At 40.1% G+C, this 15,887-nt stretch carries 12 protein-coding genes; 3 read left to right on the top strand and 9 right to left on the bottom strand.

Annotation, left to right across the window (positions count from 1 at the left end; genetic code table 11):
• Window positions 1-11: 11 nt before the first annotated feature.
• Entirely contained in the window at window positions 12-749 is a 738-nt protein-coding gene (locus tag JI723_RS09415) for a phosphatase (RefSeq protein ID WP_070928290.1), read from the bottom strand.
• A 297-nt stretch (window positions 750-1,046) separates the two neighbouring features.
• Here JI723_RS09415 and JI723_RS09410 point away from each other — a divergent pair, with 297 nt between their 5' ends.
• Both JI723_RS09410 and JI723_RS09405 read left to right on the top strand, forming a co-directional pair.
• The gene (locus JI723_RS09410; protein WP_070928292.1) at window positions 1,047-1,373 is read left to right on the top strand and encodes a helix-turn-helix transcriptional regulator; all 327 of its coding nucleotides are present in this window, start codon (window positions 1,047-1,049) and stop codon (window positions 1,371-1,373) included.
• Entirely contained in the window at window positions 1,367-2,683 is a 1,317-nt protein-coding gene (locus JI723_RS09405; protein WP_272580076.1) for a type II toxin-antitoxin system HipA family toxin, read from the top strand. The genes JI723_RS09410 and JI723_RS09405 overlap by 7 nt, the downstream gene beginning before the upstream one ends.
• 113 nt (window positions 2,684-2,796) lie before the next feature.
• Here the strand turns inward: JI723_RS09405 and JI723_RS09400 are convergent, their stop codons facing one another.
• The 4 genes from JI723_RS09400 to guaB all read right to left on the bottom strand — a co-directional run bounded on the left by JI723_RS09400 (window position 2,797) and on the right by guaB (window position 7,667).
• Entirely contained in the window at window positions 2,797-3,513 is a 717-nt protein-coding gene (locus JI723_RS09400) for a Fic/DOC family protein (RefSeq protein ID WP_337979943.1), read from the bottom strand.
• Window positions 3,506-4,174 carry a hypothetical protein gene (locus tag JI723_RS09395; protein WP_272580075.1) on the bottom strand — a complete coding sequence of 223 codons (669 nt, stop codon included), beginning with the start codon at window positions 4,172-4,174 and terminating at the stop codon, window positions 3,506-3,508. Before JI723_RS09395 ends, JI723_RS09400 begins: the two co-directional genes overlap by 8 nt.
• Before the next feature lie 362 nt (window positions 4,175-4,536).
• Complete coding sequence (guaA, locus tag JI723_RS09390; RefSeq protein ID WP_070928302.1) at window positions 4,537-6,114, bottom strand: glutamine-hydrolyzing GMP synthase; 1,578 nt, start codon at window positions 6,112-6,114, stop codon at window positions 4,537-4,539.
• An 86-nt stretch (window positions 6,115-6,200) separates the two neighbouring features.
• The gene (gene guaB / locus JI723_RS09385; protein WP_070928303.1) at window positions 6,201-7,667 is read right to left on the bottom strand and encodes an IMP dehydrogenase; all 1,467 of its coding nucleotides are present in this window, start codon (window positions 7,665-7,667) and stop codon (window positions 6,201-6,203) included.
• A 171-nt stretch (window positions 7,668-7,838) separates the two neighbouring features.
• On the opposite strand from guaB, the gene xseA reads away from it, so the two are divergent.
• Window positions 7,839-9,218, top strand: coding sequence for an exodeoxyribonuclease VII large subunit (gene xseA / locus JI723_RS09380; protein WP_319066443.1), 1,380 nt, complete (start codon window positions 7,839-7,841; stop codon window positions 9,216-9,218).
• A gap of 96 nt (window positions 9,219-9,314) precedes the next feature.
• On the opposite strand, the gene JI723_RS09375 is transcribed toward xseA, so the two are convergent.
• The 4 genes from JI723_RS09375 to JI723_RS09360 all read right to left on the bottom strand — a co-directional run bounded on the left by JI723_RS09375 (window position 9,315) and on the right by JI723_RS09360 (window position 15,852).
• Window positions 9,315-11,570 (bottom strand): TonB-dependent receptor domain-containing protein, encoded by a 2,256-nt coding sequence (locus JI723_RS09375; protein ID WP_272580073.1) that lies wholly within the window; start codon window positions 11,568-11,570, stop codon window positions 9,315-9,317.
• Between the two features lie 282 nt (window positions 11,571-11,852).
• Complete coding sequence (locus tag JI723_RS09370) at window positions 11,853-14,015, bottom strand: S9 family peptidase (protein WP_337979942.1); 2,163 nt, start codon at window positions 14,013-14,015, stop codon at window positions 11,853-11,855.
• Window positions 14,016-14,035: 20 nt separating this feature from the next.
• Entirely contained in the window at window positions 14,036-14,833 is a 798-nt protein-coding gene (locus tag JI723_RS09365; RefSeq protein WP_070928309.1) for an energy transducer TonB, read from the bottom strand.
• Between the two features lie 119 nt (window positions 14,834-14,952).
• A complete protein-coding gene (locus tag JI723_RS09360) occupies window positions 14,953-15,852 on the bottom strand; it encodes a ChaN family lipoprotein (protein WP_337979941.1) in 900 nt (299 codons plus the stop codon).
• Between the last annotated feature and the right edge of the window lie 35 nt (window positions 15,853-15,887).

The raw sequence follows: 15,887 nt of genomic DNA, 5'->3' as shown, positions 1-15,887 counted from the left end.
GCAACATTTAATTAAAAATGATCAAACTCAGGGATTGGTTTACGACCATGTGACGCTAAAAAGTCCAATACACGACGAGGCGAAACATTTAAAATTTGCTCTTCAGGAAAATCAATCGACTTTAACATTTCAATCACTTTATCAAAATTACCTAAGTAACCTGCGTAATGAGAGTCAGAGCCAAGAGAAACCCAGCCCCCTGCTTTTTTAACTGCTTTCGCAATTGCTAAACAATTCGCCTCACTTCCAACTCTAGAGTGCAAAAATGACGAATTATTCATTTCCAATGCGACATTACTTTCTTTTGCAGCTTGGGCTACCGCTTCGATATCAATTGGATATTTTGGATTTCCCGGATGAGTGATAATTTGCACTTTACCGCTACGGATAGTCGCAATCATGGCTTCTGTGTTATCAGCTAGACTTTGTGGTGCTAACACTGGCTCATGAAATCCAGCTAAAATAATATCTAACTGACGATCCATTTTATCATTGCAATCAATTTCCCCTTGTTTGTTCTTAATATTGGCTTCAATGCCATACAGCAACCCCACTCCATTAACCATACGCGGTAAGACTGGCATATTTGCAAAATGCCACTGATGAGGAGCATCTTCCATATCAGGGCCATGATCTGTAATCGCAAATAGCTTCATCCCCTTATTAGCCGCTTCCAAAAAATAGTCACTAAACGTACTGTAGGCATGGGTGCTGGCAATAGTATGTGCATGCAAATCAACTAAATACATAGAATAACCCTTATAATTATATTGATAATCTTCGTGCTCTAAAACGATGTTGTGATTATTCAAACTAACATAATAACTATAGTGATTCGATGGTTATCTGTGCTTACTTTTTCATTTACCATTAAAATAGGATATAAAAATAAAGTCCATATTTGGTTACATTAAGTACTTTTTTAATAAACAAAGTTCCTTTTTAGTGACATAATAACTAGATATTTGACATTCAATCTATAAGGTTCCAAAATAGTTACATTAAGTTCGATTTTTGCTTTTAAAGTTATCATTGAGGAGCTTTAAATGAACACTAAACTCAGCGCAATTGCAATTGCAGAAGAACTTGGAGAACGGCTAAAACAAGCTAGATTAAATCAAAACCTCACTCAGTCAGAAGTTGCCGAGTTTGCTGGAATAGCACGTAAAACAGTCATCAATGCTGAAAAAGGCAAAGCCCAACTTGATATTTTTGTCGCCATCATGCAAGCCTTGAGTTTAACTGAACAGCTTGATTTATTTCTTCCTAAGCAACCAATATCGCCTCTACAACTGGCTAAATTACAAGGGAAAAAGCGCCAACGCGCATCAAAACAGCATAGAGAAAATGAAGAGGAGGCAATTGAATGGTAATGGAAGTCATTAATGTTAACTATCAAAACCACATAATCGGTGCAATCAGCTTTGATTCTGATAAAGGATTTGGCGCTTTTGAATATGAACCAAACTTTATTAAACAAGGCATTGAGCTTTCACCACTAAAAATGCCTTTATCTAACCAAATATTTCATTTCCCTGAATTAGAGTATAATACTTTTAAAGGGCTGCCTGGGTTGATTGCCGATTCACTTCCTGATGATTTTGGTAATGCAGTATTAAACGCTTGGGTCGCAAACAGAGGATTATCACCACAAGACATTACCCCATTACAAAGACTGCAATATACAGGTAAACGTGGAATGGGTGCTCTTGAATATTCACCTGCTACTAAAATGCGGCGCCTAAATGCATCACAGCAAGTTGAAATCCAATCGTTAGTCGCCATAGCTCAAGAAATTTTAGATTTACGAGAACATTTTTCCGTGGAACTTGATCGTGATGGCCAAGGGTCACGTGAAGCAATGCTATCACTGCTTTCGGTCGGTATGAGCGCTGGAGGCGCTCGCCCTAAAGCCGTATTAGCATTTAACGATGATTTGACTCAAGTGAGGTCGGGACAAGCCAGTGTTCCTGAAGGCTTTATTCATTACCTAATGAAATTTGATGGAGTAAGTGAGCACAACAAAAACCAAGAAACATTCGGTGACCCAATGGGTTATGGCGCAATGGAATTTGTCTACCATTTAATGGCTGTAAATTGTGATATTGATATGATGCCTTGTCAGTTATTGCATGAGGGACCAAGACGGCATTTCATTACCCAACGTTTTGATCGTATCGGTAATAAAAAAATTCATATTCAAACACTCAATGGATTAGCTCACGTTGATTATAAAAAACCAGGCTCATTTTCTTATGCAGAGCTGTTTGGTATCGCTCGCCAATTAAGATTATCTGCACAAGATGCGTTACAAATTTTACGTCGGATGACTTTCAATATTATCGCGCGAAATCACGATGATCACTCAAAGAATTTTGCGTTTATGTTACAGGCTGATAAATGGACTTTAGCCCCTGCTTACGATCTTGCCTATAGCTACAAACCGGGCAGCAAATGGGTAAATAGTCACTGGATGAGCCTAAACGGCAAGCGAGATAATTTTACTAGAGAAGATTTTTATAGCCTAGAAAAACTCAGTCCTCTTTTTACTAAAAAGAAAATTAATCAAGTTATCGATGAAACAATAGAGAGTGTTTCAAAATGGCCAGAGCTAGCCAAAGAATGGGATGTCCCTAAAACACTAGTTGAAGAGATAAAGGGGAATTTGAGGTTACATATATAAATAAAATTAAAACTTAATCACCATTTATATAAATATATTAACTTTGTAATTAAGCTAATAAAATAAGCCTTATGAAAAATATCATATTGAGCTATAAAAACGAGGACAGTTTGTCACCGACCTCTATTCTTCTCAAATGATTGATACTTTTGAGCAACTGCTATATCCGTGTAATCACCATCTACGGAATTTTCTATACTTTGCCCATCTAAACCACGAATATCAATTATAGACTCCCCCCAAAGATTTCGATCTCTAGTACTATCTATAAACTGAAATAAATAGTTATCCAAAAAACCTCTTGATGGAGATTCAATTTCAGCGCTTAAAGCTCTTAAATAATCCGTTTTATTAGTTCTATGCCAATCAATCGAGAAACCTGCTCGATGACAGAGCTCATTGTGAACAATTAACATAGTACGCCCATTTCCATCAAGAAATGGATGCCCATAAGCAAAAAAGCCCATAACCTCACCAGGACGCTGACGCATAAACTCTGCATTCTGTCCGATACGCAAGCCCTGCTCAATAGCTAATTGTGCGTGATTGGGATGACAAAACATCGTACCAGCTTTAGATACCGCACAATTAGGCGCGGTAATTGCACGATCTTGACCTGCCCACGGATAGAATGCTTCGAATAATATCCGATGAACGCCCAAGAAATCTTCATAGTGTAAGACTTCTTTTCCCGCTAAGTAAGATAATGCTTCATCTAAAGCAGCACGAAACATTGTGTGTTCAAGTTGACGAACAATTTTGGGGTCTTTTTCACCATAATGGTTACGTAAATAACCGACTTGCTCAAAATCATTAAACGGGTCAAACACTTTGTTTTTGCTCCCGCAGGTAATTGACTGACAACATCGCAACTTCTTGCTTGGTGATTTTACCCGCTCGTTTTAGAGCTACAAGAAGATCTTCTACGGTATCATGTACCACTTCATCACCCGCTAAGCGAGTTACAGCATCAGCCCACTGATCCATCGCATTGAAGCAATAAGATACGTTGTAATAGCGAGCAAGCTCTACTACATAACGAGCAACTCCTTTAGTAGGAGGTGTCTTTGCCAATTTGAATACTGTATTTTTAATAGCAGACTTACAGCTATAGCTACGAAAACAAATAGTCTTCCCATTGATGATAAGCTTGCGCTTAACTCTAGGTGCATCGACTACAACAATAATTTCACCTTGTGTGGCATTTACTTTCTCGAAGCACAAGTCTTTTTGGCGAAGCTGGAAGCCTAATTTGTCGGCTGCTTCACGAATGATAACATCAAGACTACCTTGCGCTTTTACATCATTCCCCATCCTTTTGGCTTTAGCGTAAATTCCTTGAGAAAGGCGAAGAAGTTCACCATTATTCATTAACACATTTAATGCGTGAGTAACTTGGGTCTTGCTTCCCAATGGAGCCAGATCAGAACGAGTCAGTACAACTCCACGACGGTGTTGAATCGACTGACGCATACGAGTTTCGAGCTTCATATAAACATCTCCCCAGTAAACTACTATTAAATTGTAACAAGAAAACGTATTTTTTTCAATTTTCTTATTTATTTACAGTCAATTACATAACATTCAAACACTTACTACCGACATCTATTGTTATACATTATTGCAAATCATCGAACAGATATAATCAACTGTTTTAGTTGCTAATTTGTATAATTTCCCCCCAAAAAGGCTAGCATAACATAACGTGAATGGCGTTCTACTAGGGCGGCAATATAAGAATTTTTGGAATTTTGAATTAGCTCCTTCCGACCAGCATCCAAAAAAAAGCCCATTTTTACATGGGCTTAGATAGTTATTTTGCTAGTCACTGCTAGCTAATTCTTATTGCGGGATTATTCCCACTCAATTGTCGCTGGTGGTTTACCGCTAATATCATACACCACCCTTGAAATGCCATTGACCTCATTGATAATGCGGTTTGAAACACGGCCGAGGAAGTCATACGGTAAATGCGCCCAATGAGCAGTCATAAAGTCGATAGTTTCTACTGCACGTAAAGAAACCACCCAATCATATTTACGGCCATCACCCATCACGCCAACTGAACGAACAGGAAGGAATACCGTGAATGCTTGGCTAACTTTATGGTAAAGATCTGCTTTATGCAGTTCTTCAATAAAAATTGCATCCGCACGGCGTAGGAGATCGCAGTACTCTTTCTTCACTTCGCCAAGAACACGAACACCAAGGCCCGGACCTGGGAATGGATGGCGATATAACATGTCGTATGGCAGGCCAAGTTCAAGACCAATTTTACGCACTTCGTCTTTGAACAGCTCTTTCAATGGTTCAACAAGACCCAGTTTCATGTCTTCTGGTAAGCCGCCTACGTTATGGTGAGATTTAATAACGTGTGCTTTACCTGTTGCTGATGCGGCAGATTCAATGATGTCTGGGTAAATTGTACCTTGTGCCAGCCACTTAACTTGAGTTTGTTTTGATGCTTCCTCATCGAATACATCAATAAACACGTGACCAATCGCCTTACGTTTTGCTTCGGGATCATTAATACCCGCTAATGCATTCAAAAAGCGATCTTCTGCTTTAACGTGGATAATGTTCAGGTCGAATTTGCCAGCAAACATTTCCATTACTTGGTCGGCTTCGTTTAAACGTAGTAAGCCGTTATCAACAAATACACAGGTTAAACGTTTACCAATTGCACGGTTTAATAGTAATGCAGTCACTGAGGAATCTACACCACCTGACAGTGCCAATATAACGTGATCATCACCGATTTGTTCTTTTAGACGAGCTACGGTGTCATCGATAATGGCAGCTGGCGTCCATAGCGCTTCACAATGGCAAATTTCTTGCACAAAGCGTTTTAGAATATTCAGGCCTTGATAAGTATGAGTTACTTCAGGATGGAATTGCACACCATAGAATTTTTTCTCTTCATTTGCCATGATAGCGAACGGGCAGCTTGGCGTACTGGCAATAGTTTTAAAGTCAGCTGGAATTGCTGTCACTTTATCACCATGGCTCATCCAAACATCCAGTACTGGAGTACCATTTTCGCTTAGAGAGTCTTGAATGTCACGGAACAGATCACATGGCTCAGTCACTTCAACTTTGGCATAACCAAATTCGCGCTCGCCAGAAACTTCAACTGCACCACCTAGCTGCATTGACATGGTTTGCATGCCATAGCAGATACCTAAAACGGGTACACCTGCTTTAAAGACATATTCAGGTGCACGTGGGCTATCATTTTCAGTCGTGCTTTCTGGGCCACCTGAAAGAATAATACCATTTGGATTGAATTCACGAATTTGCTCTTCTGAAACGTCCCACGCCCAGAGTTCACAATAAACGCCAATTTCACGAATACGGCGGGCAATCAGCTGTGAGTACTGTGAGCCGAAATCAAGAATAAGAATGCGATGCTTATGGATATTTGTTGTCATTTGAGGAGAATTCCAAAAATTCAAGTCAAAAATAGAAAATCGGTGGCGCTGTAATTAAGGACAGAGCCACCCTGAAATATGTGCTGTTATTGCCCCAGACGGTAATTTGGGGATTCTTTAGTAATGGTTACATCGTGTACGTGGCTTTCTTGGATACCCGCACCACTGATGCGAACAAACTCGGCTTTAGTACGCAGGGCATCAATAGTAGCACACCCCGTCAGTCCCATACAGGAACGCAAACCACCCATTTGTTGGTGAATAATATCTTTTAAGCGACCTTTATAAGCCACACGACCTTCAATTCCTTCAGGAACGAGTTTGTCCGCTGCGTTATCCGTTTGGAAGTAACGATCTGAAGAACCTTTCGACATTGCCCCTAATGACCCCATACCACGGTATGCTTTATAAGTACGGCCTTGGAACAAAATAGTTTCGCCCGGAGATTCTTCGGTACCTGCAAACATTGAACCGACCATCACACAAGCAGCACCTGCCGCGATCGCTTTCGAAATATCACCAGAGAAACGGATACCACCATCAGCAATAACAGGGATACCAGTGCCTTCTAATGCTTCTACAGCATCGGCAATAGCGGTAATTTGCGGTACACCCACACCTGTTACGATACGTGTTGTACAAATAGAGCCAGGACCGATACCCACTTTAACTGCGCTAACCCCTGCTTCAGCCAACGCTTTCGCGCCTTCAGCTGTTGCAACGTTACCACCGATAATTTGTAAGTCAGGGTATTTTTGACGTGTTTCACGAATGCGCTGTAGCACGCCTTCTGAGTGACCATGTGATGAGTCGATCAATAAGACATCAACGCCTGCGGCAACAAGTGCATCAACACGCTCTTCATTACCAGCACCAGCACCAACAGCCGCACCAACACGCAAACGACCTTGTTCGTCTTTACATGCATTAGGTTTACGTTCTGCTTTTTGGAAGTCTTTAACTGTGATCATTCCTAGAAGGTGGAAGTTATCATCGATAACTAAGGCTTTTTCAACACGTTTTTCATGCATTTTTTGCAGAACGACTTCACGTGCTTCACCTTCTTTCACGGTGACTAAACGCTCTTTAGGCGTCATCACTGCGGTAACAGGTTGGTCTAAATCGGTAACAAAGCGAACATCACGGCCAGTGATAATCCCAACTAAAGAGTTATCAGCAGCAACGACAGGATAGCCAGCAAAGCCATTGCGCTCTGCCATTTCTTGAACTTCACGAATGGTAGTGTCTGGCGTCACAGTAACAGGATCAGTCACCACACCACTTTCGTGTTTTTTCACACGACGAACTTCTTCAGCTTGGCGCTCAATAGGCATATTTTTGTGAATAAAACCAAGACCGCCCTCTTGAGCTAATGCAATAGCAAGATCAGATTCGGTCACAGTATCCATCGCAGCGGAGAGCATAGGAATATTCAGGCGGATAGTTGCAGTCAGTTGAGTAGACAGATCGGCCGTGTTTGGTAATACGGTTGAGTGTGCAGGAACGAGCAATACGTCGTCGAAAGTTAGAGCTTCTTTTTTAATGCGTAACATAGGCAATATCTCACCAGGCAGCGTTATGGAAAGGTATAAAATATTGCCGCGGCATTATACACACCGAAACCGATTGCCTCCAGCCTTTTTTTGAAAAAAAACTTGATAACTACTCTGACTAGGTTAGTATCAATCAATTAAGTCATTGTTTTAGAGTTTGATCTAGCTCACATGTCAATACAAGAAAATAGTGGAATTTATTCTGTCAGCAAACTTAATCAAGCGGTTCGTGAACTTCTAGACCGCCAAATGGGTCGAGTTTGGTTAACAGCCGAAATCTCAAACTTTTCACAACCTAGCTCAGGTCATTGGTATCTCACCTTAAAAGATGACAAAGCTCAGGTTCGTGCGGCTATGTTCCGCGGGCAAAATACACGTGTTACTTTTCGTCCACAAAATGGTCAGCAAGTATTAGTACGCGCCACTGTCACCCTGTATGAACCACGTGGTGACTATCAAATCATCATTGAAAGTATGCAACCTGCTGGTGAAGGATTATTACAACAACGGTTTGAGTTGTTGAAACAATCCCTCGGCGCTGAAGGGTTATTTGATGCCAGACACAAGCAAGCCTTGCCCTCACCAGCAAAACGTATCGGGGTGATCACTTCAGCAACCGGCGCAGCATTACATGATATTTTGCATATTCTGCGCCGCCGTGACCCTTCATTACCCGTGATTATTTATCCTACCGCGGTACAAGGAGAACAAGCGCCTGCTCAAATCGCTAGAGCCATTGCAATCGCTAACTTGCGTAGTGAATGTGATGTGCTGATTGTTGGCCGCGGCGGGGGATCATTAGAGGATTTATGGGCATTCAATGAGGAAATTGTTGCCAGAGCCATCTTTGCCAGCCAAATCCCGATTGTCAGTGCTGTTGGTCATGAGACCGATGTCACCATTGCCGATTTTGTTGCTGATGTGCGTGCACCAACACCTTCCGCCGCTGCTGAATTAGTCAGTCGTAATCAACTGGAATTGATCCGCCAGTTGCAATCATCACAGCAACACCTAGAAATGGCGATGGATTATTATCTTGCTGGTCAACAGCAACGTTTTAGTCGTTTACAACACCGCTTACAGCAGCAGCATCCCCAATTACGTTTGGCAAGGCAACAACATCAACTCAGTCTACTGAGCCAAAAACTTAATCAAGCTATGACTAGGCGAATGCAAAATGCTCAAATGCGTTATGAACAGCTACAGCGCCGCTTGTCACAACAGGATTTACGCCCACAATTACAAAGGCAGCAACGTTCATTACAGCAAACACAATATTATTTGCAAAATAGGGTTTCTGAGCTATTAAATAGCTATAAACAACGTTTTGCGGTTGCGTGTTCAAAAATGGAAACGGTGAGTCCGTTAGCCACTTTAGCGCGTGGGTTTAGCATTAGTGAAACGACCGATGGCACCGTATTGAAAAAAACTTCGCAAGTTAAATTAGGACAAAAACTAAAAACACGACTCAATGATGGTTGGGTTGAAAGTGAAGTGACTGAGGTAACAAAGTTAAAAACCAAACGCGCCCCACGCTCTGTCAGTAAATAAAGTTCAAAATAAGGGATGCCCAAATTGACATCCCTCAAACTGCCGTCAAACATATCATGTTTGGTAGCAGTCACTTGAAAAATAGCTTGTATCTACTTAAAAGCGTACTACTCCTCCCACCATATAAGAGCGGCCTCTAGCCGTAGCATTACTTTTGCTACGTTCTTCCATTATTGCCGTTGAATTAGCACGATTTAACGCATCTGAGTACGCTTTATTAGTCACATTATTAATATTGAACATTAAAGTCACATTTTTATTGATTTCATAATCAGCATACAAATCAATAATTGTTGGTTGTTTTTCATATTTATCTTTCAGTGCATCACCATTATTATCAACTAATGATTCAACACCGATACGCTTTGCGGGCCCTGTAATAGTAATTGTGGAACCTAATGTTAATTTTTCATCGAGTAGCCGCACACCGCTATCCAATGTTAGATAGTAATCAGGCAATTCACTGAAGTCACCCGCACTAAAATCAGCAACACTGGCTATCGAATTAGGTTGGTCGCCCGTTTCTTTGGTATAAGATAATGTTGAATAAAATACACCTGCATCATAATTTGCCTGTAATTCATAGCCACTTAAATTAACATTTCTTGGATCATTCATGTAAATATAACTTTTCTGCATAAAATCTGGGAATTCCTTATCCCAAACATCATCATTCATTAAACACCATTCAAATTCAGCTTCGGTTCTCGGACGGCAGAGCAAATAAGGTTTACTGGTAATATAATCTTTTACTTTAGTGTGGAACCAAAGCGCTTTTAAATTAAATTGGTCGCCTTGAACGATAAGATCAGGCCTAATACTGTTAAATCCTATTTGCCATGTTTGTGCTTTTTCGCCCTTTAAAAACGGGTTCATCGAGTTACCGCCATTTTGCGAATAAAATACCTCCTGCGAATTAGGTGCTCGCATAGAGTGCGCATAACTCACAAAAGGTTGAAACTCAGGAATTATTTCAGCAGAAAGTAAAATACCTGGGTTAAAGCCGCCTTCTCGTAAATTAATGGAAGCATCCCCTTGAGGAAAGCATTTCACATCATAATCACAAGCAGGCTTAAAACCTTTTAATTGGTAGTGTGTGTAGTTCAAATCAAACGTTGCTGTGTAAATATCATATCTAGCATTAAACTGCGTATACATACTGGCAAGATCTAATGTGCCACTTGGAGAAAATGGATTATAAATTAATGTGTCTGCATCAACGGCACTAGAGACTTCTCTTTGATATTTATTTTTTATAAGTTTTGAGCCAATTTTCCATTCATAGTCCATTTCTCCATATGAAAAGCGGCTGGTATTACTTAGGTTTATGCCGTCTGCAATATTTTTCGACTCCCCTTGTCTTAATGCCCAACCGAGTGAGTCACCTTCAAATTTTTGATTACTCTTACCATGATTAACAATAATCTCAGTATCAATAAGTTCATTCAGTGGTGTGTATTTATATTTAATATAATAATCTTCACTGTCTATTTTACGGCGAGTTAATTTATTTTGATAAAAACGCCCACTGAACTCTAATTCATGACTATCATTAGGTTTATATTTTAGTTTAGTTAATTGTGACTGAGGTTTTTGTTTAAATGTATTATCTGTTGCAAAGTCATCACTATCATAGCCAGCACCATTTTTATAATTTGCAGGAATATTATGACCACTCATCGCAATTAAACCACCGAAATAGCCTTTATCCTCATTAATGGCTGTTTTACCCGCCACCGCTACCATTCCGTTATAACCTAGCCCATTATCCCCCCAACGAGCTTTACTTCTTAATCCATATGAGCTTCCTGCAAAAATAACATCTTCAATCCCTATTGTGCGAAAATTAGCACTCCCAGCAAGGGCATTGACGCTATTTCCCCCATTTAATTGCCCCTTTTCAACTTCAACTTCGACAATAAAATTAGGATCAATCAGGGCACCAAAATCATTATTAGGCTGTTGCCCATGAGTATAGTTACTCGGCGATATGCCATAATAGGTCTGTGTAATACCGTCTACCATCATATTCACACGACCAAAACCACTTAAACCGCGAATATTGACGTTTACCGTACCTTGGCTAGCATCCATTTGAGTGTAAGTGCCGGGCATGGTACGAATAATTTTATCCAATCCCTCCAGTTTATTTTCCGTTCCCACTGCACTAAAGGCGCCGGGTTTTTCTAATGCCTTAACCAAAGGCGTTTGTTTGTGTGCAGCAGAGACGTTTAATTTACTAAATTGTATTGTGTCATCACTATTTTTTTGCTGTGAAGTGTCAGCCAAAGCAAGACCATGAAGCCCAGTCATTAAAAAGCTGGCTCCTAATAATTTTAATTTACGATCCATTTAACCATTCCTGTAAACGCAATAATAAAAATATACGCTCACATGCTTCAAATAAGATATATATTGTCAAAACAATTTAAAGCGTAGCTAGCGACAAATAGATAAGTCGCTAAAATCCTTTATAAATAGGTGACTAGTATAAATAGGAGTAATCACCAAACTTTATATGGAAGGCGCTACAATTTAAAGTATGACAAGTACAACTCAAATTATTTGTATAGCGATTAGGTCATGATATATAAACCATGACCTAATCTCTGCTTTTATTAGTATATTAACTCTTTACTTTTTTAATTGTGGGAAATAGTGTTTTTTATCTTCCAACATTAAAATAAAACTATAATCAAGGGCAATATCATCCAAGGCATTATAACGACCTGATTTTCCCCCATGCCCTGCATTCATATTCGTTTCTAGCAATAGTAGTGAATCACCTTGTTTATTATCGCGTAATTTTGCTACCCACTTAGCAGGTTCCCAATACTGCACTTGAGAATCATGCAAACCTGTCGTTACTAACATGTGAGGATAGCGCTGATTTTTAACATTATCGTATGGGCTATACGCCTTAATACGCCAATAATCCTCTGCATTTTCTGGATTACCCCATTCATCATACTCACCCGTGGTTAGCGGTATTGATGGATCCAGCATCGTTGTCACCACATCGACAAAGGGCACTGATGCCACGACCCCTTCATAAAGCTCAGGTGCGATATTAACCACGGTTCCCATTAATAGGCCACCAGCACTGCCCCCCATGGCGTAAACATGCCCTGATTGACCATAACCTTGGTTAATTAAAGCTTTCGTGACATCAACAAAATCAGTAAATGAGTTCATTTTATTGACAGTTTTGCCCTGCAAATACCATTTCTTGCCCAATTCACCGCCACCACGGATATGTGCGATTGCATAGACAAAACCTCTATCTAGCAATGATAAACGCGAAGAACTAAACGAAGGATCAATACTATACCCATACGCACCATACCCATAGACTAACAATGGATTTTTACCTTGTTTAAAGAGATCCTTACGATAAACCAAGGAAACAGGCACTTTGGTACCATCTTGAGCCGTGATCCACAATCGTTCGCTCTGATATTGAGACTTATCAAAATCTTTTACTTCTTGCTGCTTCAATAATTGCTTTTCTTGCGTCTGCATATCTATTTCATATACAGAAGACGGCGTTGTCATTGATGAATAGCCATAGCGTAATTTATTCGTATCAGGATCGGGGTTATTATCAATCCACGCCATATAAGCAGGATCATCAAAGCTAACATAATTCTCTTCTTTGTTTTCCCAGTTAATTTGGCGAATATTGACTAAACCATTTTGCCGTTCTTCTAATACTAACCATTGGTTAAATAACTCAAAGCCTTCTAAATCGACATTATCGCGAGGGGCAATCAAGGTTTCCCATTTATCGCCAGTGGCATCGCTAACATACAGCCCAAATAGAGGGTTTTGATGATTTGAACGTATATAAAATTTCCCTCGGAAATGATCAGGGTAGTATTCCACGCCTGTTTTACGCGCTTGAAATACTTTCGCGTCTTCATTAGGTTTGTTTGCATCAAGCAAGCGATACTCTGACGTTTCTGTGCTTGTGATACCAATCAAAATATAATCTTTGGAAGTTGATTTCGAGATACTGACATAATAAGTATCATCACTTTCTTCATACACTTTAGTATCTTGCTTTTGCGGGGTACCAACCTGATGACGAAAAACTTGGTATGGCAATAATGTTTGTAAATCTTTATTGACGTAAAACAGCGTATTACTGTCATTCGCCCAAACTATATTCCCGGATGTGTTGGTTAACTCATGATTTTTCCATTCTTGATTATCTAACGAACGGAAAGAAACCTCATAGTTATTACGCCCTTCTTTATCTTCTGCAATAGCGACCATTTTATTATCAGGTGAAACCGTCAGTGCACCTAAGCGATAGTATTCGACACCTTCTGCGCGTTGATTACCATCTACCAATAGTTGCCATTCCTCTTCACTATTTACAGGGCGACGTTCATAAATGGGATAGTTTTTACCCGCTTCAAAACGGCTGCGATAAGTGTAACCATTATAATTATAAGGTACTGATTCATCGTCTTGTTTCATCCGAGACAATAATTCATCGTAAATCTGTTTTTTAAGTGGCTCACCCAATGACAGTTGTTGTTTGCTATATGCATTTTCTTTTTCAAGATAATCGATAATTTCTGGCGATTTTCTTTGGTCATCTCTTAACCAATAATAGTTATCAACACGGGTATCGCCATGTGTTGTCATTGTATATGGTTGTTTTTTTGCCTTTGGTGCTGACATTTGTTCCTCCGCAAGGCTACTACCTATATGTAGTCCGATAAATGTTATCAGACAAAATTTAGTGATCTGCATAGTCGCTGGCAATACCTTTAATCGAAAAATCATTCTGTTACCTTGATGAGTAGTTAATTTCCAAGCGTAAAATCGATCGGCATACGTACAGTGACTTTGCCATTTCGGATCATTTGTGAAGGAGGGACTGGCAAAGGCTGTGCTCTAAAAATGACCTTTTCAGCCTCCCTATCCAGAGAGCGAGTTCCTGACGCTTTAACAAGTGAACTTTTGATGACATACCCTTGGGCATCCACATCAAATATGATGACAGGAATGCCTGTCCGATTGCGCCGACGTGCGTCATCGGGGTAACGTTTATATTTATTTAACTTTCCAAGCACCAGTGCCTGCCATTGCTTTTCTGCATCAAGCATAGCCTGTGAATGACTGTTCAAGTTAGCAGCAACTCGGTCTGTCGTTTTGAGTGCAGCGGCATCACTTGTAACAGGCGCGACACTTGAACGCGAGTTATCGCTTTCAACAACTTCGACTGGCTTTTTTGGCTGCTCTCTCCTCTCTTTTTTAGGAAGAGGCTGAGATCTTTGCTTCTCTGTTTTAGTCACCAATAACTCAGCTTGTTCATTGGTTGGCAAGGATGGAAGTTCAGATTCTTCTGGTGTGGCTTGTTGCGCTTTACTCGCGACAGAAACCTCTTGGATTTGCCCAATATTCACTTCAGTGACTTGTTTAGCTTCTGCCTCCATTGAAAGCTCCATCACAACAGATGGAGGTGGCGTGAAGTCATCCCATGATTGTTGAGCATCATTGTGTAAAAACAGCCAAACAATCACAAGATGTAATGCAATTGCAATAATAACAGCACCACCCATTTTTGTGTTTTGGTAGTACCCAAATGTCATTGTACTCATTTTGATCTTATATGCTGTGCAAAAACTCAAATGATAATCAATTACACTTGTAAATGAAAACTATTTTACTAAAAATTGATTCAACCATCACAATTACATTACTAATGATTATCAATAGGTTAATTATTGCTCACATCAATAGAACTTGGAGTATACCAAACATAGTCTGCATGCAGATTATCAATCTCATTGCCTTTTTCAGAAATGATTAACACTTTAAATTCTGCTTCAGGGGCTAAATCCTGTATATGTAAAGGTACACCAATTGCACGTGTCGCATGATACCCACCCGCAAACAACATCGCTGGAGTTGGAGCTTGTAATAATGACTTAGCCATCCGGCGGTCACGCATTTGCTGGATCACGGTCATTTTTGCAACTTGTTCAGGGGTTAATTTCCCATCATGTGATGTTTGAATTGTTTGGCTAATCAACTCTTGTACGATAGGTTGAGTCGAGTAAACACCATTCAATACAGGTGGATTCTTATACGCTTGATTAATTTCTTCAGTATTTAAATTGGCGGAAAGCAATGGATAAGGCGCTTTCAGCAAAGATTTAGTGAGTTCCCCATATTGCTCCCACGGCCAGCCTTTTTGCCAGTGCAGCGCTGATTGCAGTTTTTCATCGCGAATATAAGGATCCCCTTGCATTTGTGCTTTGACCTCACTGACACTTGCTTGCTGGTCAGGTTTAATCATTTCGAGTAACACAGAACCTTGCGGACGCATTTTATGCATCTCTTGTGCAAGCCATTGCTCAATTTGATGATGGTATAGATTGTCATGCTTTTCACCCACAATCACGCGAGGCGATTGCGATAGACGTTCAATAAGTTGCTGAGGAGTGATGGATTGGCCAGACTGTAAATCAACAATTTGTCCTTGTTCTGTTAGTTTACTATCAAGTAATAGCGGTTTTTGTTCAATCTGCTGTGCACAACCTGCAATAAACAATAATGACACTGCAATAATTGCGGCTTTTAATCTTAAATTTACTGATATCATCATCTTTTCCATCTATAGTCGCCATACTTCAAGTTGCAGCCCTTCGT

It is taken from the genome of Providencia manganoxydans (assembly GCF_016618195.1).
In the GTDB taxonomy this organism is placed as follows: Bacteria; Pseudomonadota; Gammaproteobacteria; order Enterobacterales; family Enterobacteriaceae; genus Providencia; species Providencia manganoxydans.
This window is presented reverse-complemented; position numbering and strand designations above follow the sequence as displayed.

What these genes read in the sequence shown, in the direction of transcription:
- guaA (WP_070928302.1), bottom strand. Translation starts at nt 6,114, where the DNA reads ATGACAACAAATATCCATAAGCATCGCATTCTTATTCTTGATTTCGGC.
- JI723_RS09360 (WP_337979941.1), bottom strand. Translation starts at nt 15,852, where the DNA reads ATGGAAAAGATGATGATATCAGTAAATTTAAGATTAAAAGCCGCAATT.
- JI723_RS09410 (WP_070928292.1), top strand. Translation starts at nt 1,047, where the DNA reads ATGAACACTAAACTCAGCGCAATTGCAATTGCAGAAGAACTTGGAGAA.
- JI723_RS09415 (WP_070928290.1), bottom strand. Translation starts at nt 749, where the DNA reads ATGTATTTAGTTGATTTGCATGCACATACTATTGCCAGCACCCATGCC.
- JI723_RS09375 (WP_272580073.1), bottom strand. Translation starts at nt 11,570, where the DNA reads ATGGATCGTAAATTAAAATTATTAGGAGCCAGCTTTTTAATGACTGGG.
- guaB (WP_070928303.1), bottom strand. Translation starts at nt 7,667, where the DNA reads ATGTTACGCATTAAAAAAGAAGCTCTAACTTTCGACGACGTATTGCTC.
- JI723_RS09405 (WP_272580076.1), top strand. Translation starts at nt 1,367, where the DNA reads ATGGTAATGGAAGTCATTAATGTTAACTATCAAAACCACATAATCGGT.
- JI723_RS09365 (WP_070928309.1), bottom strand. Translation starts at nt 14,833, where the DNA reads ATGAGTACAATGACATTTGGGTACTACCAAAACACAAAAATGGGTGGT.
- JI723_RS09395 (WP_272580075.1), bottom strand. Translation starts at nt 4,174, where the DNA reads ATGAAGCTCGAAACTCGTATGCGTCAGTCGATTCAACACCGTCGTGGA.
- xseA (WP_319066443.1), top strand. Translation starts at nt 7,839, where the DNA reads ATGTCAATACAAGAAAATAGTGGAATTTATTCTGTCAGCAAACTTAAT.
- JI723_RS09370 (WP_337979942.1), bottom strand. Translation starts at nt 14,015, where the DNA reads ATGATTTTTCGATTAAAGGTATTGCCAGCGACTATGCAGATCACTAAA.